At 46.7% G+C, this 23,857-nt stretch carries 18 protein-coding genes and 1 pseudogene; 16 read left to right on the top strand and 3 right to left on the bottom strand.

The features are described 5' to 3' along the window. The first annotated feature begins 238 nt into the window (after positions 1-238). The 9 genes from DWV73_RS00995 to DWV73_RS01040 all read left to right on the top strand — a co-directional run bounded on the left by DWV73_RS00995 (position 239) and on the right by DWV73_RS01040 (position 12,694). Positions 239-2,701 (top strand): phospholipid carrier-dependent glycosyltransferase, encoded by a 2,463-nt coding sequence (locus DWV73_RS00995; RefSeq protein ID WP_117795177.1) that lies wholly within the window; start codon positions 239-241, stop codon positions 2,699-2,701. After that, positions 2,698-3,057: a hypothetical protein gene (locus DWV73_RS01000; protein WP_107001530.1), complete on the top strand. Its 360-nt coding sequence runs from the start codon at positions 2,698-2,700 to the stop codon at positions 3,055-3,057. Before DWV73_RS00995 ends, DWV73_RS01000 begins: the two co-directional genes overlap by 4 nt. A gap of 120 nt (positions 3,058-3,177) precedes the next feature. Then, entirely contained in the window at positions 3,178-3,612 is a 435-nt protein-coding gene (locus DWV73_RS01005; RefSeq protein WP_117795179.1) for a hypothetical protein, read from the top strand. A 278-nt stretch (positions 3,613-3,890) separates the two neighbouring features. Continuing rightward, the gene (gene purB / locus DWV73_RS01010) at positions 3,891-5,321 is read left to right on the top strand and encodes an adenylosuccinate lyase (protein ID WP_107001528.1); all 1,431 of its coding nucleotides are present in this window, start codon (positions 3,891-3,893) and stop codon (positions 5,319-5,321) included. Further along, positions 5,314-6,231: a LysR family transcriptional regulator gene (locus tag DWV73_RS01015; protein ID WP_107001527.1), complete on the top strand. Its 918-nt coding sequence runs from the start codon at positions 5,314-5,316 to the stop codon at positions 6,229-6,231. The genes purB and DWV73_RS01015 overlap by 8 nt, the downstream gene beginning before the upstream one ends. 210 nt (positions 6,232-6,441) lie before the next feature. Further along, complete coding sequence (locus DWV73_RS01020; RefSeq protein WP_107001526.1) at positions 6,442-7,722, top strand: adenylosuccinate synthase; 1,281 nt, start codon at positions 6,442-6,444, stop codon at positions 7,720-7,722. Positions 7,723-8,118: 396 nt separating this feature from the next. Then, on the top strand, positions 8,119-9,393 hold the full coding sequence (locus DWV73_RS01030; protein ID WP_117795181.1) for a PD-(D/E)XK nuclease family protein: 1,275 nt from the start codon (positions 8,119-8,121) through the stop codon (positions 9,391-9,393). 124 nt (positions 9,394-9,517) lie between these two features. Beyond that, positions 9,518-9,892, top strand: coding sequence for an MmcQ/YjbR family DNA-binding protein (locus DWV73_RS01035; protein WP_117795183.1), 375 nt, complete (start codon positions 9,518-9,520; stop codon positions 9,890-9,892). A gap of 252 nt (positions 9,893-10,144) precedes the next feature. Beyond that, entirely contained in the window at positions 10,145-12,694 is a 2,550-nt protein-coding gene (locus DWV73_RS01040) for a DEAD/DEAH box helicase family protein (RefSeq protein ID WP_333549852.1), read from the top strand. Between the two features lie 76 nt (positions 12,695-12,770). Here DWV73_RS01040 and DWV73_RS01045 read toward each other — a convergent pair. Then, positions 12,771-13,584, bottom strand: a pseudogene (locus tag DWV73_RS01045) (transposase). Positions 13,585-14,065: 481 nt separating this feature from the next. Between DWV73_RS01045 and DWV73_RS01050 the strand changes: the two are divergent. After that, complete coding sequence (locus DWV73_RS01050) at positions 14,066-15,391, top strand: IS200/IS605 family accessory protein TnpB-related protein (RefSeq protein ID WP_117795185.1); 1,326 nt, start codon at positions 14,066-14,068, stop codon at positions 15,389-15,391. Positions 15,392-15,548: 157 nt separating this feature from the next. After that, positions 15,549-15,758 carry a type I restriction-modification enzyme R subunit C-terminal domain-containing protein gene (locus tag DWV73_RS12680; RefSeq protein WP_267895288.1) on the top strand — a complete coding sequence of 70 codons (210 nt, stop codon included), beginning with the start codon at positions 15,549-15,551 and terminating at the stop codon, positions 15,756-15,758. A gap of 104 nt (positions 15,759-15,862) precedes the next feature. On the opposite strand, the gene DWV73_RS01055 is transcribed toward DWV73_RS12680, so the two are convergent. Then, on the bottom strand, positions 15,863-16,060 hold the full coding sequence (locus DWV73_RS01055) for a hypothetical protein (protein ID WP_106999694.1): 198 nt from the start codon (positions 16,058-16,060) through the stop codon (positions 15,863-15,865). 247 nt (positions 16,061-16,307) lie between these two features. Here DWV73_RS01055 and DWV73_RS01060 point away from each other — a divergent pair, with 247 nt between their 5' ends. Further along, entirely contained in the window at positions 16,308-17,600 is a 1,293-nt protein-coding gene (locus tag DWV73_RS01060; RefSeq protein WP_117795187.1) for an N-acetylmuramoyl-L-alanine amidase family protein, read from the top strand. A 90-nt stretch (positions 17,601-17,690) separates the two neighbouring features. Here DWV73_RS01060 and abc-f read toward each other — a convergent pair whose 3' ends face one another. Further along, positions 17,691-19,751, bottom strand: a complete 2,061-nt coding sequence (gene abc-f, locus DWV73_RS01065; RefSeq protein ID WP_117795189.1) for a ribosomal protection-like ABC-F family protein — start codon at positions 19,749-19,751, stop codon at positions 17,691-17,693. A 272-nt stretch (positions 19,752-20,023) separates the two neighbouring features. Here abc-f and DWV73_RS01070 point away from each other — a divergent pair, with 272 nt between their 5' ends. Genes DWV73_RS01070 through alr form a run of 4 tightly spaced genes read left to right on the top strand, consistent with a single transcriptional unit; the run spans position 20,024 to position 23,823 of the window. Continuing rightward, positions 20,024-20,719 carry a redox-sensing transcriptional repressor Rex gene (locus DWV73_RS01070; RefSeq protein WP_117795191.1) on the top strand — a complete coding sequence of 232 codons (696 nt, stop codon included), beginning with the start codon at positions 20,024-20,026 and terminating at the stop codon, positions 20,717-20,719. Continuing rightward, the gene (gene acpS, locus DWV73_RS01075) at positions 20,716-21,084 is read left to right on the top strand and encodes a holo-ACP synthase (protein ID WP_117795193.1); all 369 of its coding nucleotides are present in this window, start codon (positions 20,716-20,718) and stop codon (positions 21,082-21,084) included. The genes DWV73_RS01070 and acpS overlap by 4 nt, the downstream gene beginning before the upstream one ends. Further along, a complete protein-coding gene (locus tag DWV73_RS01080; RefSeq protein ID WP_117795195.1) occupies positions 21,081-22,595 on the top strand; it encodes an NAD(P)H-hydrate dehydratase in 1,515 nt (504 codons plus the stop codon). The genes acpS and DWV73_RS01080 overlap by 4 nt, the downstream gene beginning before the upstream one ends. Before the next feature lie 22 nt (positions 22,596-22,617). Then, complete coding sequence (gene alr, locus DWV73_RS01085) at positions 22,618-23,823, top strand: alanine racemase (protein ID WP_227589711.1); 1,206 nt, start codon at positions 22,618-22,620, stop codon at positions 23,821-23,823. Positions 23,824-23,857: the final 34 nt, after the last annotated feature.

Consider the following 23,857-nt stretch of genomic DNA (forward strand, 5'->3'; position numbering starts at 1 on the left):
AATAATCGGCCAAGTTCAGATTTGGGGCGATTACAATCATCTATAATTTAACCTTGTTTTTGCTCTCCTGCATATAGGATGATGGAAACAGATTCATATACTCCCGAGCTCTTTCCTGCGTATGTGCAGGGAGGATCCCGGGAGTATATAAATTATAGCGATGAGAAAGAAACGGCGTGTCTGAGGGGAGTGCCACCGAAATGGAGCGCTTAAAAAAGTCGTTAAAGGAGGTGCCAGAATGAAATCAGCTTACTGTATCGCCATTACGGCGTGCCTGACTGTCATCTGGCTGTATGAGGAAAAGAAAAAGCGGGGGATGGCGGGAAAGCTTTGCTGGAAAGCAGCGGCCGGGTATCTGATTACGCGCTTTGTATTCTTTGCCATTTCTAATCAGGAGGTTCATGGCTTCCTGGAAGTCATGGCAATGGATCTGGTGACAGCCGGACTTTTATATATTTTGTCCGGGAAAAACGGAAGCCGGGAATCAGCGTGGGAATGCCTGTATCTTTATATCTGGAATCCGATCCCGGTATTATCTGTTCTTTCACAGGGCAAAAAGCGGATGCTTTTTATCTGGCTGGCGGTATTGATTCTTTTCATGGGCAGTTCGTGGATAGAGCGCTTCAAAGCGCGCCTTGGAATAGAAAGATTCAAAAAAATTGGAATTCTTCTCACGGTTGCGGGAACTGGCATACTCTGGGCGCGGGATATCACCGGAGAGCGCTTCGGACAGTGCAGTCCGGGAGATGAATTTTATCCGCTGATGCTGATGTTTTTTGCGGTACTGGGTGTGGGAACCTGTGTATATGGAATCGCTTCTTATGTTGGAATAATACATGAAAAATGTCAAATTCCTGAATCGAAAGTCGAGCTGGATAAAGCAAAAGCGGCACGCTGCGTATCAAAACGAATGACGGGGAGTGAAAAAATAGATGCCGGGAAGAGCTTGGGAATAAAATCCTGTGAAAAGAACACAGAGTCGGAAAAGACTGGCGCGCCCTGGTCCGGCCGTGACTGGTGTATGGCAGCAGGATTGACAGTTCTCTTTGCTGTGATGGCATTTGTGAATCTTGGAAGCATGAAGGCGCCGCAGACTGCGTATGAATTTGAAAAAAATGATAGACACGGAAATGAGATGGTGCTTCGGTTTGATGGAAGTGTGACTATCTCAGAAGCGCAGGTTTATCTGGGTGGAAAGGAGAAGAGACATTTTGTATGCTCGGTTCCGAATGCCGAGGGAGATGGCTGGGATGCCATCGGGGAAGAGACAGAATTGTTATCTGTATACTGCTGGAATCCAGTGGAAATTCATTACCGCACTTACGAACTAGGGATCGTGTCGATGGATGAGAGTGCAGAGGTTCTGGAAATCGTTCTTCTGGATCCGGATGGAAATCCGATCCTTCCATCCAATGCAGATGATTATCCAGAGGCATTTGATGAGCAAGAATTGTTTCCGGCGGATACAACCTATGAATACCAAAGTATGTTTGATGAGGTTTACCATGCCAGAACGGCAAATGAGATAGTAGAAGGGCGTACAATTTATGAGACAACGCACCCACCGCTTGGAAAATGGTGGATGAGTCTGGGAATCCGCGTATTTGGAATGACGCCGTTTGGATGGCGGTGTGTATGCGCTCTGTTTGGCATCCTGATGGTGCCGGTCAGCTATGCGTTTATGCGGAAAATCAGCCGGAGTACATGGATTGCCTCATTTGCAGCACTGTTGATAGTCTTTGATTTCATGCACTTTACATTGTCAAGAATCGGAACCATTGATGTGATAGTGGGATTTTTTATCCTGCTTACCTTTTATCTGATGTATCTGGTGCTGGATGACCTGAAAATGGGATGCAGCTGGAAAACGGTGTGTCTGATGATTTTAAATGGCATGGCAGCTGGAGCGGCGATGGCATCGAAGTGGACAGGGGTATATGCCTGCGCGGGGATTGCAGTCCTCTTTTTTACATTTTTGTTCCAGGAATATGGGACAGCTGCGGCACGGACCAGAAAGGGAATGTCTGGACAGGCGGCGATAAGTTACCTGGCGGGGCTGTCTGTCATCTGTATCGCTGCATACATTTTGATTCCGGCAGTGATTTACGTTGCATCCTATCTTTCTTATGGAAATGGTATGGGAAATGGAAATGTTTTCCAGACTATGTGGGAAAATCAGCAGCTTATGCTTCATTACCATGAGAAAACGGTGTTTGAACATCCATATGCCTCTGAATGGTATGAGTGGGCCTGGATTAAACGACCGCTTCTGGATGCATACACGTCGCTTAAGTCTGGTAAAATCAGTGTGGTTTCAACTTTTGGAAACCCGGTAATCTGGTGGTCGGCAATTCCGGCGCTATTTTATACTATATACCTGTGGCAGATTCGACAGGATAAAATAGCGGGATATCTGTGCATTTCCTATGCTTCTATGCTGTTTCCGTGGTTATTTATCCACAGAACCGTGTTTATCTATCAGTATTTTGCGTGCAGTATGATACAGATTTTAATGCTGGGAAATTGTCTGCATTTTTTCTGGGAAAGAGATCCGAAACGAACCAGGAAAGCAGCGTTGCTGTATCTTGCAGCAGTGATCGGCGCGTTCCTTCTTTTCTATCCGGTGCTGTCTGGATATCCGGTAAAACAGGAATTTGCCGAGCAGTGGCTGGAATGGCTGGAAGGTTGGGTGTTGTCATGAAAGAAAAAAAGAGAGACTGGGCGATCAGCGCTGGCTTTCTGGGGGTGCTTTTGACGGCTTATGTGATAAATTATAGATTTGGTTTTCTGGAAATTCTTGATTTTCATATCGAGAAAGTAAAGAAAGCATACCCAGCTTATTTTGGCACCTATGACCGGATGGGTGAATTGACTGCATGGTTGAATAAAATCGAAAATCTGTTCTGTATCGGACGGAATGGACAGCATCGCTACAATAACATGGATCATTCGATGATGACAGCATTTTGTGCAGTGGATCTCCTTCTGGCGGGAAGTGCGGATAAGGAGCATATCTGGAGTGTGAATACAGAAAAAGCGTATCATGAGAAAAAATAAACTGCCTAAAAACCACAACTTTCAGTTCGGAAAAGCCCTGCCTGTGAGCCGCATCATCTTTACAGATTTTTTTCTATTTGTTATAGTAAAAATGGAGAGGCACCTGCGGGAGGAATGCAGATGTCAGAGAAACATAGAAATGCACAAAAATCAATGCCGCAAAGCAGAAAGCTGTTTAAATATCAAAAACGGAAGATTCGCCGCTATCTGAAACGCGTCCGCTGGCGGAGGAAGCGGAGGCAGAGGTATTTTCTGTATGGACTTGCACTGGCTGTATCCATGTACCTGGCGAGTATATGGAAGATGCGGGAACGGATCTGGTCGATCCGAGAGATGGATGTGATCGAGTATGAACTGCCGGAGGGGGAAAGAGCAGAGAATGGGGCGGAGGAAGCGCCTGCAGACTGGCAGGAGAAGAGAACAGTTGAACGGGAAAATGCCGGGGAAACATACGGAGCGACAGAAAAAACGGGAACTTCCACGAAAATCCGTCTGCATCTGAAGACCGGAGAGCTGGAAATCGTGCACGAACGGGTGGAATCAGAAGGAGAGTGACTGTTTGCGGCAGGAAAAACGTTTGGCCGGGCATGAATGATGAATGGAAGAGCAGGAACGGTTACTGTGGCAAATTCCGTCACTGGGCATGTATGTGTGAACAGTAACCAAGAACGAAAGAGCTGCAGCCGGAACAGCGAAAAGTGATTGATTTTGAAAAGTGCCTGTATTATAATTTGCAGGTAGGATATTGAGAAAATGTGTCGGTGACGCCTTCAAATGGCTGCGAAAGAGACTATTTTCCATACCCTGAAAAAAGAAAGCGAGGTAAATTAGCCATGTACGACAGATATGTAAGCCCTCTTTCCGAGCGCTATGCAAGCAAGGAGATGCAGTATATTTTTTCTCCGGACAAGAAGTTCCGCACCTGGAGAAGACTCTGGATTGCGCTGGCAGAGACGGAGAAGGAGCTTGGCCTTCCGATCACGCAGGAGCAGATCGATGAATTGAAAGCACATAAGGATGAAATCAATTTTGATGTTGCTAAAGAGCGTGAGAAACTGGTGCGCCACGATGTTATGTCCCATGTGTATGCGTACGGTGTACAGTGCCCGACAGCAAAAGGAATCATCCATCTGGGTGCAACTTCCTGCTACGTAGGAGACAACACCGATATCATCATTATGACAGAAGCCCTGAAGCTGGTACGTAAGAAACTGATCAGTGTTCTGGATGAGCTGGCTAAATTTGCTGATAAATATAAAGCACAGCCGACCCTGGCATTTACCCATTTCCAGCCGGCACAGCCGACCACCGTCGGCAAGCGTGCAACTCTGTGGATGATGGAGCTCAAGCAGGATCTGGATGATCTGGATTATGTGCTTGGATCCTTACGTCTCCTTGGCTCCAAGGGAACAACCGGTACACAGGCAAGCTTCCTGGAGCTCTTTGATGGGGATCATGCAAAGTGCCGCAAGGTAGATCAGATGATCGCGGAGAAGATGGGCTTTGATGGCTGCTATCCGGTATCCGGACAGACCTATTCCCGTAAGCAGGATACACGTGTATTAAATGTTCTTGCCGGTATTGCACAGAGTGCCCATAAATTCTCCAACGATATCCGTCTTCTTCAGCATCTGAAAGAAGTAGAAGAGCCTTTCGAGAAGAATCAGATCGGTTCCTCCGCTATGGCATATAAGAGAAATCCTATGAGAAGCGAGCGTATGGCTTCCCTGGCTAACTACGTGATGGCAGACGTGATGAACCCGATGCTGGTTGCATCTACCCAGTGGTTTGAGCGTACATTGGATGATTCTGCGAACAAGCGTCTGAGTGTTCCGGAAGGCTTCCTTGCAATTGATGGTATTCTGGATCTGTACCTGAATGTCGTTGACGGTCTGGTTGTATATCCGAAGGTTATCGAGAAACACATGATGGCAGAGCTTCCGTTCATGGCAACCGAGAATATCATGATGGATGCAGTAAAGGCAGGCGGTGACCGTCAGGAACTGCATGAGAAGATCCGTACTCTGTCGATGGAAGCTGGAAAGAATGTGAAAGAGAAAGGTCTGGATAACAACCTTCTCGAGCTGATTGCAGCGGATCCGGCGTTCAATCTGTCCTTAGATGACCTGAAAGCAGCGATGAAACCGGAGCGCTACACCGGCCGTGCAAAAGAGCAGGTAGATGAGTTCTTGGCAGAGGTAATCCAGCCGATTCTGGATGCAAATAAAGAAGATCTGGGAGTGAAAGCAGAGATCAATGTCTAAACAGGATTTACATGGAAGTGTGAATCTGGAGTATTACCGGGTATTCTGCAGCGTGTGCGAATGCGGCGGCATCACGGCGGCCGCAGAGGCACTCTGCATTTCCCAGCCGGCGGTCAGCCAGGCGGTCCGACAACTGGAGACCGCGCTTGGCTGCCGCCTTTTTTTGCGGACATCGCGCGGCGTGAAGCTGACGAGCGAGGGAGAATTGCTTCTGTCGTATGTCAGACGGGGAATTGATGCGATACAGGACGGGGAGACGATGCTGCGGCGCATGAAGGACCTGGAAACGGGCGAGATCCGCATTGGCGCGAGCGATATGACACTCCAGTTTTATCTGCTTCCATATCTGGAACAATTTCATGAGCAGTATCCGAATATCAAGGTGACGGTTTCAAACGGTCCGACGCCCGAGACCCTTGAAGCACTCTATCAGGGACACATTGATTTCGGTATTGTCAGCACACCTTTTGAGACCAAGCAGGCGGTAAAGAGTCTTCCGGTTCAGGAGATCCGCAATGTATTTATAGCCGGACCCAAATATGCAGCCCAGTTAAAGGGCAGAAAACTTTCATATAAAGAGCTGTTGAACTGCCCCTGCATCTTCCTAGAGCGCAATACCAGTACGCGCCGCTTTATGGATGAGTTTCTGGCAAAGCGCGGGGTTCGGCTGGAGCCGGAGTTTGAACTGGCCACCAGTGAGATGATTGTCCAGTTTGTTAAGCGGAATCTGGGAATCGGCTGTCTTATGTCGGATTTTGCATCGGAGGCTCTTGGAAATGGGGATGTTTTTGCGTTGGAATTTGACGAAGAGATGCCATCCCGTGAGTTTTGTCTGGTGGCAGCTGAAAAAGCCTGGATGTCCCCAGCGGCTGCGAAGCTTTTTAAGCAGCTGGCGAAGGTAACCACATGAGAAAAATAGGAGCTGCAAAGTAGCGGTTTTTCAAATCACATTGCCTGGCATATGTGTGAGCATCAATAGTATAAGTGTTAATTATGTAGCTTATAAATAATATTGATTTTACTTATATAGAAAAGTTGTGTATGATTATACAGTAAGAGGGCATGATCGTTTTTCGATCATGCCGAAAAGTATTTATATTCTTCTGAGGGAGGAAAATTCATGGTACGAGCAATAGTAGGAGCTAACTGGGGAGACGAAGGCAAGGGTAAGATTACCGATATGCTTGCTAAGGAATCCGACATCATTATCCGTTTTCAGGGAGGAAGCAACGCAGGTCATACGATTATCAACAATTATGGCCGTTTCGCACTTCACCTTCTGCCGTCCGGTGTATTTTACGGACACACAACCAGCATCATTGGCAATGGTGTGGCATTAAACATTCCATTCCTGGTAAAAGAGCTGGAAAGTCTGGTATCTCAGGGTGTTCCGATGCCGCATATTCTGGTATCGGACCGTGCACAGATCCTGATGCCGTACCATGTTCTGTTTGATACGTATGAGGAAGAGCGTCTGGGCGGCAAGTCCTTCGGTTCCACCAAGTCCGGTATCGCGCCGTTCTACTCTGACAAATACGCGAAGATCGGTTTCCAGGTCAGCGAACTGTTCGAGGACGAGGCGGCTCTGAAAGATAAAGTACAGCGTGTCTGCGAGACAAAGAATGTCCTGTTAGAGCATCTGTACCACAAACCGCTGCTGAACCCGGATGAGGTTCTGGCAGAGCTGATGGAATACAAGAAGATGGTAGAGCCGTATGTATGTGATGTATCTGCATATCTGCATGACGCGATCAAAGAGGGCAAAAACATCCTTCTTGAGGGTCAGTTAGGTTCCCTGAAAGACCCGGATCACGGTATTTACCCGATGGTTACTTCTTCTTCGACTCTGGCAGCTTACGGCGCTATCGGCGCAGGTATCCCGCCGTATGAGATCAAAGAGATCACAACCGTTGTAAAGGCATACTCCAGTGCAGTCGGCGCAGGCGCATTTGTCAGCGAGATCTTTGGTGATGAGGCAGACGAACTCCGCCGCCGCGGTGGTGATAAGGGCGAGTTCGGCGCAACCACCGGACGTCCGAGACGTGTAGGCTGGTTCGACGCAGTAGCAAGCCGTTACGGCTGCCGCATCCAGGGTGCGACCGAAGTGGCTCTGACCGTTCTGGATGTTTTGGGATATCTGGACGAGATCCCGATCTGCGTTGGCTACGAGATCGACGGCGAAGTTGTCAAAGACTTCCCGGTAACCTACAAGCTGGAGAAAGCAAAACCGGTTCTGAAGACACTTCCGGGCTGGAAATGTGATATCCGCGGAATCAAGAAATACGAAGATCTCCCGGCAGAGTGCCGCAACTACATCGAGACGATCGAGGCAGAGCTTGGCGTACCGGTAACCATGGTATCCAATGGTCCGGGACGTGATGAGATCATTATGAGAAAGTAACTTTATAGAATCAATTTCAGCGGCGGTCCTGCATGATGAGTGCAGACCGCCGCTATTTTTGTGTAATAGGAAATTCCTTGGAATTCTCCATTACACAAAAGGCACATTCTTTTTCAAGTTTATTCTGAAATCAGCCAGTCAATTAAATTCTAAGATTTTATGCCATCATAGGAAGAGTCCATTCCGGGATTCAGGGAAAGGACGATTTTTTCGTAATTGTCATTGATTTTTTGAAGAGGGAATAATTCAGGATAAGGTATGATTTGGTGTGAAGAAAGTTGGAGGGATGCCTTGGATAGAGTCTGTGAGAACCGTGTTTTTTATGGTATGATAGGTAAAAAGGAATTGTTTTGTAAATGAAAAATGAGACAAACGGGAATCGCCAGAGAATGAAAAATGGAAGCATATAGAGATTTACTATCGCAAATTCATACAAACTGTAAAAACATACCATTTCATAAGAAATTATCAGCCTACAACATTTTTGATGTATTAGAGATACAGAGCCGTGAAGTGATCATGTGCCGTTTTTTGACCGATCTGCTGAATCCAGAGGGAATACATGGCTGCGGAATCCGGTTTCTGAAATCGTTTATCCGAGATGTGTTGAAAATGGATCCAGTAAGCGATACATTGCTATTGCATACGAAGGTAGTCAAAGAGTACCCGATTGATAAAGAGAGAAGAATTGATATTTTCATACGGAATGCGGAGTATCAGATTCCGATCGAGGTAAAAATCTATGCGGGGGAACAGGAAGGACAGTGTTCGGATTACTTTGAGATGGCACAAAATTCCCGATTGATATATCTAACCCGTTTTGGAACTCCGCCATCTGAGTACAGCCGGAAGAAGAAAGGCGGAGGAAATTTATTACCATTAGGGCAAATCCAGTGTATTTCATGGGCAGAAGATATCTATCGGTGGCTGGAAGGTGAATTGCAAAATTTAAAAGAGCCATTTCGGGCAGTGATGGAGCAATATTTGGATGCGGTACATAGCATAGCGGATGAAAGAGAGAAGAAAGTGGCAGATAAAGTGATGGAGGCATTGTACGAATCGCCGGAAAAATTTCTTGCCGGAATTGAGATTGAAAAATCAATGAAAAAGGCAAAGGTGCGGCTGATTCGCCAGGTGTTTGAAGAATTTCAGCAGCAGATGCAGCCAATTTTAGAAAAATATGGTTTGAAATTAGAAAAGGATAGTGGATATTATTCCTATCAGGATTCACAGCATGATAAATTTTATGATTGTTACAGCACCTATCCTGGATTGAATTATGTGGTAAAAAAGGCAAAATTTCAAAAAGCGGGTATGGAACTCTGGTTTCGGATTGAGGTAGAACATAATTTGTTTGCGGGATTCTGCCTGTTTGATAAAGAAGCCAGATCCAAGGATGGCTTTTCGAAAGGCTATCAGGTAGATGATATAACCGACGAGCTTAAGCAGGAGGCATCCAGATATCTCAAAAAGGAAATAATTCTGCCGGAGGACTGGTGGTTTGGCTGGTGTTATCCGAACGGAAAACGCCACTGCGAAGAGACAGAAGTGCCGGATTTTAAGCAGATGAATCCGTGTGCGGTTTCACTTGTGGATGAAACGGCGCGGAGGGAGTATGTGAAGCGGGCGTTGGCGGTGTTCGAGAGAGAGCTTTTGGGGTGGCTTTTGTAAAAGGATAAATTGTCGCTGAAACAGAATATCACACTACACTATAAAAGCATATTTACACAAACACAAACATTGCAAATAACAAATATATTCTACCTTTAAACCGAAAGCGAGGCGTTTCACCAAAATGACAAGAGAAGAATTATTTCAATGGGTAAAACAAGAATATGGCACGGAAGCGGAATATCCGTGGAAGGATTCGAACGCAGTGCTGCGTCGGGCGGATAATGATAAATGGTATGGCGTGATTTTGAGTGTTGCAGGGAGTAAGCTGGGGTTGGAGGATGATAATATCATATATGTTATAAATCTAAAGAGTGATCCGATGCTGATAGGTTCTTTGCGGGGGCAGAAAGGATATTTTCCGACATACCATATGAACAAGGAGAAGTGGATCAGTGTTTTGCTGGGGGATGCGGGGCTGGATGAGCCGATTAAAAATTTACTTGCGTTAAGCTATGAGCTGACAGCGCCAAAGAAAAAGAAGAATACTTCCAAATAGGGGGGATCTTATGTCAAACTTTGAATTTTTAAAGAATACAAAAGAATATGCATTATTTGCGCCAGCGGTGATGGAAGCGGAACGGGTATATGCATCCGCCCCTGCAATGTGCGCGGTAGGATGCAGAAAGGCATTGGAATTGGCGGTAAAATGGGTCTATTCTGCGGATAATACGATGCAAATGCCGTACAAGGACAATTTGCAGTCCCTGATTCATGAGCCGAGTTTCCGTTTCTCGGTTGATTATAATACATGGGGGAAGTTGCCGTTTATTGTGATTATGTCCTGTTTGGAAAGGATGGCAGCCCTCTGGCGGTGGTGGAAGCGAAGCGCACCAGCAAGGATCCGAATGTTGGTCGGAAACAGGTTATGCTGTATGCGGATTGTTTAGAGCGGAAGTTTGGCCGCAGACCGATGATGTTTACGACGAATGGATTTGAAACGTATTTCTGGGATGACAAGACTTCTCCACAGCGTCCGGTCAGTGGCATTTTCAGTAAAGATGATTTGCAGAAGATGATGAACCGACGTTCGGAACATAAGGATTTAATGCAGATTCCGATTGATGATAAAATCACGGATCGTTATTATCAAAAAGAAGCGATCCGGGCGGTGTGCGAACAGATACAGCGCGGTTATCGGAAACATTTGCTTGTGATGGCAACCGGAACTGGTAAAACAAGAACGGCTTCCAGCTTGACGGATGTTTTGAGTCGTGGAAAATATGTGACGAATGTGCTTTTTTTGGCGGATCGGACTGCCTTGGTAAAACAGGCAAAGGATGATTTTAAGAATTATCTGCCGGATATGTCACTTTGCAATCTGTGTACCAATAAAGATGATCGGAATGCACGTATCGTATTTTCAACCTATCCGACGATGTTAAATGCGATTGATGATACGAAAAATAAGGATGGCATCCGCTTGTTTACACCGGCACATTTTGATTTGATTATTATTGACGAAAGCCACCGCAGTATTTTTAAGAAATACCGGGCGATTTTCGAGTATTTTGATGCAATCATGGTTGGTCTGACGGCTACGCCGAAAACGGATGTGGATCGGAATACGTATGATTTCTTTGAAATGGAACATGGTGTGCCGACGTATGCATACGATTATGAGACGGCTGTTTATCAGGATCATGTGCTGGTTCCATATTATAATTATGAGGTAAAGACGAAGTTTCTGGATGAAGGAATTACGTATGATGATTTATTCGATAAGGATAAGGAACGGTATGAGGACGATTTTGTGGAAGATGGTCAGATGCCAGAATTTATTCCTTCTGCGGCGATGAATAAGTTTATCTTTAATGAAGTGACGGTAGATATGGTGCTTCAGGATCTGATGGAACGTGGTATTCATGTGGCTGGCGGCGATCGGATTGGAAAGACAATCATCTTTGCACAGAATAAAAAGCATGCGGAGTTTATTCTGGAACGCTTCAACAAGCTATATCCCAATATTTATCCGGAAAAGAAGGGGATATTTGCACAGAGGGTAATTTGTGATGATGCATACGCCCAGACTGTAATTGATGACTTCAAGGTTGAAAATAAGCCTCCTTTTATTGCGGTATCGGTGGATATGATGGATACGGGGATTGATGTGCCGCAATGTGTAAATCTTGTATTTTTTAAGAAGGTACGTTCTAAGGCAAAATTCTGGCAGATGATTGGACGCGGCACTCGTTTGTGCAAGGGACTTACCTGCATGGATCCGATAGACGGGGAGTATACAGATAAAAGACGTTTCCTGATTTTTGATTATTGTGGGAATTTTGAATATTTTCGTGAACATATAGAAGGTTTTGTGTCGAAGGAGACGAAATCCTTAAGTGAAAATATTTTTGGAAAACAAATCCGGCTCATTTCTCTGCCGCAGGAAGCTTGCTATGCGGAAGGTACTTATGAAGAGTGGCGGAAGGAACTGATATCGGGATGCCATAATCAGCTTGTGGAGTTGGATCCGAAGCTGATTTCTGTAAAGCTTAAATTACAATATGTGGAGAAATTTAAACAAGAGACGGATTTTGACGTGATCAGTGAAGGGGATAAGGGAGAACTTTTACAGCATATTGCGCCGCTGGTGCATTTGAATGATGAAGATGAGCTGGCTAAACGGTTTGACAATTTTATGTATGGTCTGATGCTGGCTTCTATGGAACAGATGCCGTCTTTTAAGAGAGCGAAAAAGGTGCTTTGTGAGATTGCTGGTTTGCTGTCGCGCAAGATCAGTATTCCTCAGGTAAAAGAAAAACTTGATTTTATACAAGAAATTCAGACGGATGAATTTTGGAAGGTAAATGATGTTCTTCAATTTGAACGCGTCCGGCAGAAATTGCGGGAACTGATGAGGTTTTTGGATCAAGATCAGGGGGGCAGGACGATCACGACTCATTTGACAGATTCCATTATCGATCAGCAGGAGGGTGTCCAGTTAGATGCGGCATATGATTTTGAGGATTATCGGGAAAAGGTTAATCGATATATCGGGGAACATGGAAACACACTGGCGATTCATAAATTAACGCACAATATTAAGCTGACACAGGGAGATTATCAGGAGTTAGAGCGGATTCTCACGACGGAACTTGGCGGTAAGGAAGACTACCAGAGGGAGTTTGGAGATACACCATTTGGTCTGATGGTACACAAAATTGCCAAACTGGATCATGAGGCGGCGATGCAGGCATTTTCAGAGTTTATTAACGATCAGTCATTGAAAAACGGCACACCGCATTCTCGTTACTTTAGCCTGCAAATAAAAAGTCAAGACTTAATGGGAAAAAAAATATAAAATTTTACATGGTTAAAATTAGGCACTAAAATAAGACCACCACAAGCAGTGCTGGTCTGCAAATAAAAGTTTTGAATTAGCTTGACTCAGAAAGAATACAGAGATATTCCTTCACTCGTCCATAATAAATTCTGAGAAATTTATTAGCGCCTGCAGTCATGTAAACATAGTACGGTTTACCCTGGGCACGTTTTCTGTCCATGAATTGATATACAGGATCATCTTGCGGCATTGTTTTAATAAGAACATCCATTACTTGAAAAAGAGTCTTTCTTAAATTTGAAGACCCACGTTTGGATGTTGGAACACTTTTTTGTGCATAGGAGCCAGACTCGTTTACGCCAGGATCTACCCCGGCGAAAGCAGTAAGGGCTCCTTTATGTGTAAATCTGGTTATATCACCGATCTCAGCCATATGTCTGGTCAATGAGATTAATAAGATTATTTTTCATAGCCGTTTTTTGTTTCACATAGAAATGAAACTGACGATTCATGGCCTTTAGTTGTGTGCGCAATTCATCCACAATACTATATGGTTTAAGATTTTGCCATTTGTCAAGAGCATAGCGGGCGATCTTGATGGAATCAGCTTTGTCAGATTTAACTTTGCGAAGAGAGTCATTATTAAAGTTTTTGACTAGCTTAGGATTAACAGCACTGACAAACAGACCAGCTGCTGAAAATTGCTGAGCAAGTACTTCGTAATAGTGTCCGGTGTGCTCCATTACAATTCGTGATTCACCTTCGATAGAGTGAATAAGTTTAATTAGTGAAAGGATATCACTGGATGTGTGCTTGATCTCAAAAGGAGAGGATACAATCTCACCAAATGGTCTTAGAATTGTAACCATGCTTTTACCTTTTGAAACATCAATACCTACTGCGTTCATAAATTTGTCACTCCTTAAAAATATTACAATGGATAAATACCAGATTTACTCATTACCTGCTCAAACTACTGTGTGTGACACGAATGCACTTAATGTGATTCAACCTGCATAAAACGAACACTGTGAATGAGGAGCTGGTTATCAGTCTAAAGTACGGACGCTAAGTCCTAGTGATGAAGTCGATATACCATTGCATCCTACATTCTAACAGTTTAAGTAATGAGATGGATAAATCCTTACTGGATGTAAGGGGATTACCCATAAGTATATTGTAGTAGTGATGAGTTAGGTGTGCCAATTATTTTAATAGATACAGAACAAGTGTTTGCCTTGCAAAGAGATGCATGGTATAATATAAATGTAAATATAGTGTATTACCTACGAAAGAAAAATTACTTTCGCAGGAAGAAGAAATGCGTATTTTTTACAGTATCATTTTGCACAGTGTGCGAAATATCGAAAACAGAAAGCAGGGACCTTTATGCAGATTGTATCCAGCTATGGAGTAGAAATTAAAAAAAAGAATATACCGCTCCGCTCTACGCTGGATATTTTTCGGAAAGCAGTTTCCTATCTGATTCCGGTGTATGCAGAGATCTGGGAAGAACTTTCAGAAATCAAAAATCTACAAAAACGCTTTAATGAGGCGGAACATCTGGTACATGAGACAAAAAAGAATCATGCCAGATTTCCGTTTGACCGTCATTTTCCTAAGATGCCATCTTATCTGAGAAGAGCGGCGATTCAACACGCACTTGGAGCCGTGTCCTCCTATCAATCACGCCTTAGTTTGTGGGAAAAGGGAGAACTGAGGGGGAAACCGAAGCTGGTCTGTGAGAATCATGCGATGCCGGTATTCTATCGGGATGTCATGTATAGGGAAGCAGAACCGGGAGAAGATACGGCTTATTTAAAGCTATTTGATGGGCGTGAGTGGAAGTGGTTTCAGGTGAAATTACTTCATACCGATATGGAATATCTTCGAAAAAAGTGGAGCGGGAAAGAGGCATCTGCCCCAACTTTGGAAAGGAAACATCATAAATATTTCCTTCGGTTTTCATACACAGAGGAAGTAACCTTATCGAAAACAGCTGTAAAAGAGCAGGTGATATGCAGTGTTGATTTGGGAATCAATACGGATGCAGTCTGCAGCATCATGCGGGCAGATGGCACTATCCTGGGACGTAAATTTATAAATTTCCCCAGTGATAAAGACCATTTGTATCATGTACTTGGCAGAATCCGCCGTTTTCAGAGAGAACATTCCTCCAGACAGGTTCAAAGCCGATGGGGTTATGCAAAAAGGCTGAATATGGAACTGTCCCGCAAAATAGCTACGGAGATCACGAAATATGCCGTAGAATATCAGGCAGATGTAATTGTTTTTGAGTATCTGGAAATGCAGGGAAAAATATCCGGAAAAAAGAAGCAAAAACTTCATTTATGGAGAAAGCGGGATATTCAGAAGCTATGTGAACATCAGGCACATCGGAACAGGATTCGTGTGTCCAGAGTTAGTGCCCGGAACACCAGCAGGCTGGCCTGTGACGGAAGTGGAGCGGTAGTAAGAAATCCGGAGAACCATAGCCTATGTATCTTCCAGACAGGAAAGCAGTATAACTGTGATTTGTCAGCAACTTATAATATCGGGGCGAGATATTTTATACGGGAACTTTTAAAACCCTTGCCGGAAACGGAAAGGTCTTCACTGGAGGCAAAAGTACCTGCAGTGAAGCGTAGAACCTCCTGCGTTTATGCAGATTTGAGAAAGCTTTATGTAGAAGTAAATAACTTAAAAGCGGCATAAATACAGGCAGATATACAGCGGACTACCTGTAATGTGGAAACCAGCCGTATCCGGCGTGGAAAAAGTGCGTATCCGCACGAATTCTAAGTTACTGGCGTATCCGCCGATATTTAGTCTTGCCGTTTAAAACGGCCGAGAAGCATGTGACTTTAGCCATGTGAGGTTCACCCAACGGCAGATCAATTTTGTTCATAAGATTATTAATCATATGGAGCAGAATGGGTATATGGAGAATGTGGCTGTTTTGCAGAAGCCTCCGTTTGATAAGCCAATTAGTTTTTTAAAGTTGTTTGATGTGAGAACGAGAACAGCGCTTATGAAAGCGATTAATGATGTCCGGGAGAATGCGGTTACAGTGGCGGGATGATGAAAAAATGACAGGAGACTGCGGAGGCAGTCAGTATAGAAGAATGAAAGAAGCGAACGACTGCGTATTGTGTTAGAAATAGACAGTCGTTTGCTTTTTGAACGTTATTTTTTCTTTTTAAAATATCGCAGTGCCACCGCATACCCATAGAGCACCGCCGGTATAACGATCGTGCAGAACAGCGATGCCAGCAGCAGATTTTCTGCCAGTGGACTGTCCATCAGGGCGAAGATGATGGAAGAGACGTAGAGGGTGATTAGGATAACAGCACCCGTCAGCGCCAAAATGCGTTTTGATTTCATATATGGTATCCTTTCTAATTTTATAACTCTATAAAAAAGAGTGATTGGAATTTGTAATCATTTTTATATTGTTTCAAAGGCAGATTGGATATTGCTGTCTTTGATGAACTGTCTTTTATTTTATTATTATAAAGGATGTAAGAATTTTTTTCTATACTTTTCATTTGCGGTGCGGTAAAATAAGAAGAGATGTGGCAACTGTTCACAGTTTTTTGCTTAATTATGAACAAGAAAGGGGAGGCACACGATGAATTGGAAGAAAAAATTTATGTGGGCAGCATCCTTTTTAGTATCCCTGTTTGTTTGTGGGACAGCGCTGGCGGCAGGTAACGATGCGTTTGCGGACACCCCGGCGCAGGGCAAGGAAGAAAATCAAGTTTACAGGTTCGGCACCGAAAATAATGCCAATGATATAACAGAGACAGAGGCATCGGCGACAGAAAGTGGCGCGGCTGGTTTTGAAAATAAAGAAATGTATCTGTATGAGGGCGAGTGGGTCGGAGACGGCGAGGACTGGCAGTACCGCCTGACGGATGGCAGCTTTTTGAAAGCGTCCTGGCTGAAATCGAATGGTCACTGGTATTATCTGGGAAAAAGCAGCTATATGCAGCGGGGACTCCGGAAAATCGGCACAAACCGTTATTATTTCGCCGAGAGCGGCGCGATGATGACTGGCTGGATTTATGAGGAAGAGACGGATCAGTGGTATCATGCAAACGAGGATGGGGCACTGACGACCGGCTGGTATCAGGCAGGAAATGCCTGGTATTGGTTTGATTCCAAATGTGTTATGTTCAGCGGCGGAAACCGGATGGTAAACGGGCATAAATATTATTTCTTTGACAATGGTCAGATGGCGGCGGATCAGTACGTGGAACTCAACTACTACGATGCAAATGGACTGCGCGACCGGACGCATGATGTGCGTTTGATGGGAAAACGGCGTCCGTCGGACAGTGAAAAAGAACAGATTACGAAAGAACTGGCAGGCGTGCCAAGAGAGTGGATCAAACGATTTGCAGAATCAGGCTGGGAGCTGATGTACTACACAGACAAGGCATACTTCTCAGCGCCGAAAACAGAGCAGGGTATCTATTTTGTCAATTATGATACAGATGTGCATTACAAGAAAATCAAATTTTCTAAACCGCAGGGACTTGCGATGGCATTCGGCGAGTTCGCTGCGTCGGAACTAAGCGACGAAGAAACCTCACGTGCCCTGACGGATTTCGAGCGATATCTGGCTGGCAGTGGACTGGTGCAGCCGCTTCCATCCTACTTTGACGATAAGTCGGAGATGCAGTTCGGCAGCTTTTTCGCCGCCTGCTGTGACGAAGATGTCCGAGCTGACATCCGAAAAAACAGTCCGGAATTATACAAATATGTCGTAAAGTTAGGATTCTGGCAGGAAGGACAAAAACCGGACGAAGCCGAAGGGGTCGAGATGAACTCTGATCCGGAATTTGCCGGAAGCGGAGCCGGACCGGCTGGGGATGAATCTTTAAAGGCTAAGAGTGGTCCGGCATCGGAAGTGCCGTAAGAAAACGTGGTGGCAGCAGGAATTTGCCGTATGTAAATGCAAAGCCGCGGCAAATTCCGTTACTGGGCGCGTATGCGTGAACAGTAACCTCTACTCCGCCAATTCCTCCCACTTCTCATACAATCCCTCTAACTTTGCATTCAGTTCTTCCTTCTCTTTATTCAGTTCCATCAAACGCGGAACATCGGAAAAGACAGTCTCATCGCAGAGAAGCGCATCGATCTCCTGATCGCGGGTTTCAAGGGTGTGGATTTCTTCCTCGACGCGTTTCAATTCATTCTGTTTCTTACGAAGCCGCGTCTGTTCTTCCTTCTGCTGCTTCCAGTCCAATTTGCCGGAGGAAGCGCTGGCTGCCGCCTGAACTGCAGCGGTCACGGCAGAAGCGGACGAAGCAGCAGAGGTACCAGTGCCATTTCCAGAAAGAGCAGTCGGATTTGAGCCTGCCGCAGCGGTCGGATGGCTGGAAGTCCCTGTGTTTCCGGCTCCGGAAGATTTTGCAGAGTGGCTGGCTGCCTGTGCGGCGGAAGCCAGATAGGCTTTCTCCTGCGTCTCCTTCTTTTCCAGATAATAATCGTAGTTTCCAATATAATTAATCAGTGTTCCCATCGTCAGATCGAGAATCCGGGTCGCAGTTTTGTTGATGAAATATCGGTCATGGGAGACGTAGAGAACGGTTCCGGTATAATGAACCAGCGCGTTTTCCAGAATCTCCTTTGAGGCGATATCCAGATGGTTGGTCGGCTCATCGAGGATCAGGAAGTTCGCCTCCGAGAGCATCAGCTTCGCCAGGGAAACACGTCCGCGTTCGCCGCCGCTCAGATCGCGGATGCGCTTAAAGACATCGTCGCCGGTGAAGAGAAATGCCGCCAGCACATTTCGGATCTGCGTGTTGTTCATATCCGGGTAGGTGTCCTGCAGCTCGTCAAAGAGCGTCTTGTCCATGTGCAGAACCTGGTGTTCCTGATCGTAGTAACCGATATGCACCTTGGAACCTAACCGGATCTCGCCGTTGTCCGGGGTCAGAAGACCGTTGATCATCTTGAGAATTGTGGTCTTGCCGGTTCCGTTGTTGCCGATGATGGCGATGCGCTCGCCGCGTTTTATCTCAAAGTTCAGATCCGTGAAGAGTGTCATGCCGTCGAAACTCTTGGCAAGCTCACGGACGGAGAGAACGTCATTTCCGCTGGTGACGCACGGTTCCAGCGTAATGTGCATCGCGTCGTTGATTTCGGTTGGTTTTTCCAGAAGATCCATCTTGGAAAGCATTTTTTCACGGCTCTCGGCGCGCTTGATGGATTTCTCACGGTTAAAGGATTTGAGTTTGGTGATAACCTCCTCCTGATGGCGGATCTCCTGCTGCTGGTTTAAGTAAGCCTTGAGCACACCGGCGCGGATGATCGCTTTTTTCTCGCTGTAGGCGGTGTAATTGCCCTGGAAAGAGGTGGCGATGCCGCCGTCCAGCTCGACGATCTTGGTCACGACGCGGTCCAGAAAATAGCGGTCGTGGGCGACGATGATGACCGTCCCGGCGTAGTTCATCAGATAGGTTTCCAGCCACGCGATGGATTCCATGTCGAGGTGGTTGGTCGGCTCGTCCAAAAGGATGATGTCCGGTTTGGAGAGCAGGAGCTTACCGAGGGAGACGCGCGTTTTCTGACCGCCTGAAAGTTCGGAAACCGGTTTGGAAAATTCTTCCTCGACAAAGCCGAGTCCCTTTAAGACACCGGTAATTTCACTCTGCCATGCGTAGCCGTTTAAAAGTTCAAATTCATGGTTTAAGCGGCTGTAAGTGTTGAGCATCGTTTCGAGCTTTTCGCCCTCGGCGTGCTTCATCTGGAGTTCCAGCGTGCGGATCTGCTGTTCCATTTCCAGAATCGGACGTTTGACCTCCAGAAGAGAGTCATAAATGGTGGTCTGGCTATGCAGATCCTGGTGCTGTGCCAGGTAACCGAGGGTTTTGCCCTTGGCGATGGTCACGGAGCCCTCGTCTGCTGCGAGTTCTCCGACAATTATTTTTAAAAGAGTCGATTTACCGGCTCCGTTGATGCCGACGATGGCGGCTTTTTCGTGATCTTCTACATGAAACGATACGTGTTTGAGGATTTCCTCTGTACCGAATGCTTTTGAAATATTGCTGCAAGATAAAATCATAGATTCCTCCTGTGGTTGTATCCATGTATTTCGGTTAAAAATATACCGTCAATCTCAAATTATAATATAAATAAAGAAGCAATGCAAGAATGAGAACGGTTAATGGCTGTTTCTGGTCAGAAAATTTTACGAAATACAATGTAAAATCCCTCATATGAAATAAAAAAATTGACAATTATTTATCATATGACTATAATAAATTTATCAGATTGTCCGAAGGTTTGCGTAAACCATATGGACAACGTCAGAGGAAAGAAAGGTGGAAGAAAGCCGTGGAACAGAAAGAGATATCTAAAGCGGTCATTTCTAGGCTACCCAGATACTATCGTTACTTGGGCGAATTGCTCGAGGAGGGAGTAGAGAGAATCTCATCGAATGATTTGAGTATCCGCATGAAGGTGACAGCGTCCCAGATTCGTCAGGATCTGAATAATTTCGGCGGATTTGGTCAGCAGGGATATGGTTATAATGTAAAGTATTTATATTCGGAGATTGCCCGGATTCTGGGAATTGACCGTCAGCATAACCTAATTATTATCGGTGCGGGAAATCTGGGTCAGGCGATCGCGAATTATACGAATTTTGAGCGGCGTGGTTTTTTAATCAAAGGCATGTTTGATGTGAATCCGCGTCTGGTCGGCCTGGTAGTCCGTGGAGTGGAGATCCGCGGTATTGAGGATCTGGAGCAGTTTATCAAGGACAATGAAGTGCAGATCGCAGCACTGACGATTCCGAAGTCGAAAGCGCCGGAGATTGCGGATCGGCTTGTCAAAGCCGGAATCAAGGCGATCTGGAATTTTGCCCATACAGATTTACAGGTTCCAGATGACGTTGTGGTGGAAAATGTCCATCTGTCGGAGAGCCTGATGCGCCTTTCTTACCGCGTATGCAGCATGCAGGATCAGAAAGCGAGAGAAGAAGCGCAGAGAAAGCAGGAAGAGGCAGCTGGTGCCGGAGAAACAAAATGATCGTCGGAATTGGTACGGATCTGATAGAGATAGAGCGAATCAAAAAAGCCTGTGAAAAAGAGGCTTTTTTGGTGCGTGTATATACAGAAGAAGAGCGTCGGCAGGCTGGGGGGAAGGTGTCCCGGCTCGCCGGCGATTTTGCGGTAAAAGAGGCAGTCTCGAAGGTGTTTGGAACAGGCTTTCGGGGCTTTGGACTGCTGGATATAGAAGTGCTCCGGGACGAGCTTGGAAAACCGTGGGTGCGGCTTCACGGGGGAGCAAAGAAACTTGCGGACAGCCTAAAAATCACCCGGATTCACGTGTCGATCACGAATACAGGCAGTCTTGCATCCGCTTACGCAGTCGGAGAGGGGGAATGGAAATGAGACGTCTGGTGACAGGAAAACAGATGAAAGAGATAGATGGATATGCAATCCGGAAAGTGGGGATACCCTCTCTGGTACTGATGGAGCGAGCGGCGCTGGCGGTTGCAGACGAGATGGAAAAACGGTATGGAAAGCTTTCAGGGCAGAGGCTTCTGGTATTTTGCGGAACGGGCAATAACGGTGCGGACGGCGCGGCGCTGGCTAGGATTCTCTTTCTGCGCGGCGCGCTTCCGACGGTGCTCACGGTCGGTGACAAGGCGCACTGGACGGGGGAGATGACCTGTCAGGTGGCGATTGACCGGAATCTGGGGATCCCGGTGGAGGCGTTTGAAAATTATGTGCCGGGGCATGTGGAGATCATGGTGGATGCGATCTTTGGTGTGGGTCTTTCCAGAGAGGTCGGCGGTGAATTTGCCGAGGCGATCCGTTTTATGCGGGAGCAGGAGCCAAAGGCGGTAGTTGCGGTTGATATTCCGTCCGGCGTCAGCTCAGAGACGGGGGAGGCGCTTGGCGAGGCAGTTGAGGCGGATCTGACCGTTACTTTCGGCTATGAGAAGCTGGGAATGGTGTTCTATCCGGGACGGAAGCTGTGCGGCGAGATTGTGATTGCCGACATCGGGTTTCCGGCGTATACAAAATATGAAGGGCATACCTATTTTGCCTATGATCCGGAGGATCAGAACCAGATCCCGAAACGGCGGGCAGACGCCAACAAGGGAACGTATGGAAAAATCCTGATCGCAGCCGGTTCGGAGGGGATGTGCGGCGCAGCGTATTTGAGCGCCCTGGCTGCGTACCGGATGGGCGCGGGACTTGTGAAGATCCTGACCGTCCGGGCAAATGTGCCGATTCTGCAAAATCTCCTTCCGGAGGCGATCCTGACGCCGTATGATCCGGAACAGGCACAGACAGATCCGGCAGGTTTTAAGAGCCTGGTGGAACAGGAGTGCGGCTGGGCGAGCGCGATCGTGCTGGGACCGGGACTGGGAAAGGAAGCCCATGTCGCAAGTCTGGTGCAGAACGTGCTGCTTTCCGCCTATGTGCCGATCATTGTGGATGCGGATGGATTAAATGCTGTCGCACAGCATCCGCATTTGTCCGGGTATTTTACGGAAAATGTGATCGTTACTCCACATCTGGGCGAGATGGCGCGTCTGACGGGACGCTCGATTGAGGATCTGAAACGGGATCTGGTCGAGTCAGCGGTGCGGTATGGCGAAGAAAAAGGCGTGACCTGCGTGCTCAAGGATGCCGTGACGGTGACGGCGGGGCGCGATGGCAATGTGTATATCGGCGACAGCGGCTGCGCCGCGATGGCAAAGGGCGGTTCCGGCGATGTGCTGACCGGTGTGATTGCCGGGCTTCTGGCGCTGGGATTTTCAGAGGATGAAGCGGCGGCGCTCGGCGTGTTCCTGCACGGAAGAGCTGGGGCGGCAGCTGCCTGTAAAAAGGGAGAGCATTCCGTGCTGGCAAGAGATATCGCGGACTGTCTGCTTGAAAAGATAGATTGAAAATAAAAAGGAAGACAAAAAGATGGAAAAAGCATATACAATGGCAGAAGAACCATATACTCGGATTTATGCGCGGATTGACCTGGATGCGATTGTGAAAAATATGGAGGCGATGCGCGAAAATCTTCCGGCAAAAACGAAGATGATCGGCGTGGTTAAGACGGATGGTTACGGTCACGGGGCTGTTCCGGTGGCGAAGACGATTGCGCCGTTTGTCTGGGGCTATGCGGTGGCAACCTTGGAGGAAGGACAGAACCTGCGCCGCCACGGCATTGACAAACCGATTCTGGTGCTTGGCAGCACGCACCCGCGCCATTTTGCGGAATTGATTGAGGACGATATCCGTCCAGCGATCTTTGAGGAAGATAAGGCAGAGCTGCTCTCAAAACTTGCGGTTTCGATGGGAAAGACGGCGAAAATGCATATTGCGCTCGATACCGGCATGGGACGAATCGGATTTCACCCGGATGAAAATAGCCTGAAAGAGATAGAGCGGATTGCAAAGCTTCCGGGCATTGAGATCGAGGGAATGTTTACACATTTTGCGCGTGCTGACGAGGCGGATAAGGCATTTACCCATTTACAGTATGAGCGGTACCAGAAATTCCATGAAGGTCTGGAAAATGCAGGCGTTCATATTCCGATGTGCCACTGTGCGAACAGCGCGGCGATCATGGAACTGCCGCGGATGGGACTGGATGCGGCGAGAGCCGGTATCACGGTATACGGTCTGTATCCGTCGGATGAGGTAGAGCGGAACATGAAGATTTACCCGGCGATGGAGATCCGCAGCTTTATTACCTATGTTAAGGAAGTGGAGCCGGGCACGCCGATCAGCTACGGCGGAACCTTTGTGACGGATCGTCCGATGCGGATCGCGACGATTGGCGCCGGATACGGCGATGGCTATCCGAGAAATCTCTCTGGAAAGGGTTATGTCCTGATTCATGGACACCGCGCACCGATTCTGGGACGCGTCTGCATGGATCAGTGCATGATCGATGTGACCGATATCCCGGAGGCTGCTGAGGACACGCGGGTAACGCTGGTCGGACGCGACGGGGACGACGAGATCACGATGGAAGAGCTGGCGGAATGGAGTGGCGGTTTCCACTATGAGATCCCGTGCGTGCTTGGAAAACGTGTGCCGCGCGTGTACGTGAGAGGTGGAAAGATCGTCGGGAAAAAGGATTATAATGATGATCGGTATGAGGATTTTATGGAGTAAAGCCGGCGTTTGAACCATTTAGAAAAAGGATTCA

This window comes from Clostridium sp. AF12-41 (assembly GCF_003461685.1).
Classification (GTDB): domain Bacteria; phylum Bacillota; class Clostridia; order Lachnospirales; family Lachnospiraceae; genus Otoolea; species Otoolea fessa.

Bases quoted from the DNA above. Each gene is read 5' to 3' on its own strand.
- DWV73_RS01080 (WP_117795195.1), top strand. From the start codon at position 21,081: ATGAGACGTCTGGTGACAGGAAAACAGATGAAAGAGATAGATGGATAT.
- acpS (WP_117795193.1), top strand. From the start codon at position 20,716: ATGATCGTCGGAATTGGTACGGATCTGATAGAGATAGAGCGAATCAAA.
- DWV73_RS01035 (WP_117795183.1), top strand. From the start codon at position 9,518: ATGACAAGAGAAGAATTATTTCAATGGGTAAAACAAGAATATGGCACG.
- purB (WP_107001528.1), top strand. From the start codon at position 3,891: ATGTACGACAGATATGTAAGCCCTCTTTCCGAGCGCTATGCAAGCAAG.
- DWV73_RS01000 (WP_107001530.1), top strand. From the start codon at position 2,698: ATGAAAGAAAAAAAGAGAGACTGGGCGATCAGCGCTGGCTTTCTGGGG.
- DWV73_RS01030 (WP_117795181.1), top strand. From the start codon at position 8,119: ATGGAAGCATATAGAGATTTACTATCGCAAATTCATACAAACTGTAAA.
- abc-f (WP_117795189.1), bottom strand. From the start codon at position 19,751: ATGATTTTATCTTGCAGCAATATTTCAAAAGCATTCGGTACAGAGGAA.
- DWV73_RS00995 (WP_117795177.1), top strand. From the start codon at position 239: ATGAAATCAGCTTACTGTATCGCCATTACGGCGTGCCTGACTGTCATC.
- DWV73_RS01015 (WP_107001527.1), top strand. From the start codon at position 5,314: ATGTCTAAACAGGATTTACATGGAAGTGTGAATCTGGAGTATTACCGG.
- DWV73_RS01005 (WP_117795179.1), top strand. From the start codon at position 3,178: ATGTCAGAGAAACATAGAAATGCACAAAAATCAATGCCGCAAAGCAGA.
- DWV73_RS01020 (WP_107001526.1), top strand. From the start codon at position 6,442: ATGGTACGAGCAATAGTAGGAGCTAACTGGGGAGACGAAGGCAAGGGT.
- alr (WP_227589711.1), top strand. From the start codon at position 22,618: ATGGAAAAAGCATATACAATGGCAGAAGAACCATATACTCGGATTTAT.
- DWV73_RS01050 (WP_117795185.1), top strand. From the start codon at position 14,066: ATGCAGATTGTATCCAGCTATGGAGTAGAAATTAAAAAAAAGAATATA.
- DWV73_RS01060 (WP_117795187.1), top strand. From the start codon at position 16,308: ATGAATTGGAAGAAAAAATTTATGTGGGCAGCATCCTTTTTAGTATCC.
- DWV73_RS01040 (WP_333549852.1), top strand. From the start codon at position 10,145: ATGGGGGAAGTTGCCGTTTATTGTGATTATGTCCTGTTTGGAAAGGAT.
- DWV73_RS01055 (WP_106999694.1), bottom strand. From the start codon at position 16,060: ATGAAATCAAAACGCATTTTGGCGCTGACGGGTGCTGTTATCCTAATC.